Source organism: Promicromonospora kroppenstedtii DSM 19349 (assembly GCF_000515355.1).
GTDB classification, from domain to species: Bacteria; Actinomycetota; Actinomycetes; order Actinomycetales; family Cellulomonadaceae; genus Promicromonospora; species Promicromonospora kroppenstedtii.
Genome location: NZ_KI911751.1, coordinates 31563 through 34421, shown reverse-complemented (window position 1 = coordinate 34421; position 2859 = coordinate 31563). Strand labels below are relative to the sequence as shown.

The 2859-nt window shown below is 74.4% G+C and carries 3 protein-coding genes; all 3 read right to left on the bottom strand.

The genetic code is table 11. From position 1 onward, the window contains the following. Window positions 1–191, bottom strand: a 191-nt coding sequence (locus PROKR_RS25880; protein ID WP_211240246.1) for an RsmD family RNA methyltransferase, incomplete at its 3' end; no start/stop codon positions are given. 66 nt (window positions 192–257) lie between these two features. Further along, on the bottom strand, window positions 258–1235 hold the full coding sequence (locus PROKR_RS25875; RefSeq protein ID WP_051433372.1) for an endonuclease/exonuclease/phosphatase family protein: 978 nt from the start codon (window positions 1233–1235) through the stop codon (window positions 258–260). A gap of 82 nt (window positions 1236–1317) precedes the next feature. Then, the coding region (locus PROKR_RS25870; RefSeq protein ID WP_036969434.1) for an ATP-dependent DNA helicase RecG at window positions 1318–2859 on the bottom strand (1542 nt) is incomplete at its 5' end.

Below are 2859 nucleotides of genomic sequence, written 5' to 3'. Positions count from 1 at the left end.
CGGCTGGCCGCCTCCAGCCCGAGCGCGCCGGAGCCGGCGTAGAGGTCGAGCACGCGGGCGCCGTCGAGCACGTCGAGGTGCTCCAGCCGGGAGAAGATCGCCTCACGGACACGGTCGCTGGTGGGGCGGGTCCCCTTCGCGGGCACCGCGATGGACCGCCCGCCCACCGAACCCGCAACGATCCTGGTCACGCCGAAAACCCTAACCCGCGCCCGGAGACGTCCCGGGACCCGACGGGTGCCGGAGACCGAGGCCGGTCAGGACCAGGGGGTGTCGACGTACGCGACCACCGGGAGGTGGTCGCTGCCCGTGCGGGGCAGGGCGCGGGTCTCCGTGACGGTCGCGCCGCGCGCCAGGACGTGGTCGATCTGCGCCACCGGGAACACCGTGGGATAGGTGAGCTCGAAGCCCGTGGCGGGCGCGGTGACCAGGTTCGTCAGCGGCGCGATCGCGTCGTCGGCCAGCGCGGCGTTCAGGTCCCCCGCGACGATGACGGTGTCGCCCTGCTCGGCGTCGACCGCCTCCGCGAGCTGGAGCGCGCTCGCGTTGCGCAGCTCCGTCTCGAAGCCGCCCGTGCCGAACCGGACCGACGGGAGGTGCGCGGCGAACAGCGTGACGGCGGCGCCCTCGCGCTGGATCACGACGCGCAGGCAACGGTCCCAGGTGGCGTCGACGCCCTCGGGCCGGATGTCCACGGCCTGTGCGCCCTTCAGCGGGAACCTCGACCAGATGCCCACCGTGCCCTGGGTCTCGTGGTGGGGCAGCGCCTCGCCGAACGCCTCCGTGTACCGCGCCGCGACGTCCTCGGACACCTCGGTGAGCGTCACGACGTCCGGCTCGGCCGCGAGCAGGACCTCCGCGGTGCCGTCGACGTCGGCGTTGGTGTCGCTGACGTTGTGCTGCACCACCGTCAGGTCGCCCTGGGCGTCCTCGACGGGGAGCAGCTGCGGCAGGAAGACCCAGATCCAGGCCGCCAGCGGCAGGAGGACGGCGAGGACCGCGAGCGCCGAGCGCCGCAGCAGTGCGGCGAGGATCCCGAGCGGTACCGCGAGCCCGAGCCAGGGCAGGAACGACTGGACGAGACTGCCGAGGTTTCCCCACCGGTTCGGCACGAACTCGTGGCCGACGAGCAGGGCTGCGGCCAGGACGGAACCGAGCGCGAGCAACCTCCCGCGCTGCCACGCGGTCTTCGCGGGCCCGCTCGTGTGGATCGCATGCCTGGCGTCGACCGTCACGGGCCGGGACTCTATCGGTTGTGTGTTCCGAGCGTAAGGAGCCGGTCGTCTGACCTACGCGATCTCTCCGTGCCGCACACGGTCATGTGCGCTCCAGGAACTCCTCCTGGTCCTCGTCGAGCTGGGCCCGGATGGCGGCGGCGAGCTCGGGGAACTCGGTGAGGTCCGGGGAGGCGGCGACGACGTCGGCGGCCGCGGTGCGGGCCTCCTCGATGAGGCCGGCGTCCTTGACCACGCGCAGCAGGCGCAGCGAGCTGGCTCGCCCGGACTGGGCGGCGCCGAGCACGTCGCCCTCGCTGCGCAGCTCGAGGTCGAGGTTGGCGAGCTTGAAGCCGTCGGTGGTCTGTGTCATGGCCTCGAGGCGCGCGTGGGCCGGGGTGCCGGGCTCGGCGTCGGACACGAGCAGGCACAGGCCCGGGTCGGTGCCGCGCCCGACGCGGCCGCGCAGCTGGTGCAGCTGGGAGATGCCGAACCGGTCGGCGTCGAAGATGACCATGGCGGTCGCCTCGGGGACGTCGACGCCCACCTCGACGACCGTGGTGGAGACGAGCACGGGGGTCTCGCCGGACGCGAAGGCCGCCATGGCGGCGTCCTTCTGGTCGGCCGGCATCTGCCCGTGCAGGACGCCGATCTCGACGCCCGCGAGCTCGGAGCGGCCGCGCAGCTCCTCGGCGACCTCCAGGACGGCGCGCAGGGGCGGCCGGTCCGACGCGCCGGCGGTGCCCGGGTCACCCGGGTCCAGGAACTCCGGGACGTCGTCGAAGTCCTTGGCCGTGGCGCGGCTGGTCCGGCCGGCTCCGGCGCCAGGTCCTGAGCCGGGTGCGGGCTCCTCGTCCGGGTGGATCCGCGCGCAGACGACGTAGGCGCGGCGGCCGGCGTCGACCTCCTCGCGGACACGGGCCCACGTACGGTCGGTCCAGCGCACGTTCCCGGCGGGCACGGCGACGGTGGTGATGCCCGCACGTCCGGCGGGGACCTGGGTGAGCGAGGACGTCTCCAGGTCGCCGAACACGGTCATCGCGACGGTGCGTGGGATGGGGGTGGCGGTCATGACCAGCAGGTGCGGCGACACGCGGCCCTTGGCCCGCAGCGCGTCCCGCTGCTCGACGCCGAACCGGTGCTGCTCGTCGACCACGACCAGACCCAGGTCGGCGAACTGCACCTGCTCCGACAGCAGCGCGTGGGTGCCGACGACGATCCCGGCCTCGCCGCTCGCGGCCCGCAGCAGGGCCTCCTTGCGGGCCTTGGCCCCGAGGGAGCCAGTCAGGAGCGCGACCTGGGTGCTCGTGCCCGTGCGCCCGGCTCCGAACAGCGTGCCGGCGTCAGCCAGTGGGCCCAGCAGGGTGCGCAGGGTGCGCGCGTGCTGGGCGGCGAGCACCTCGGTGGGGGCGAGCAGGGCGGCCTGTCCGCCGGCGTCGACCACCTGGAGCATGGCGCGCAGCGCGACCACGGTCTTGCCGCTGCCGACCTCGCCCTGCAGCAGCCGGTGCATCGGGCGGGGGCGGGCCAGCTCGTCGGCGATCTCCGCGCCCACCTGGCGCTGGCCGTCGGTGAGCGTGAACGGGAGGGCCGCGTCGAAGTCCGCGAGGATGCCGGTCTGCCCGGCGGGCAGCGGCGGGCGGGC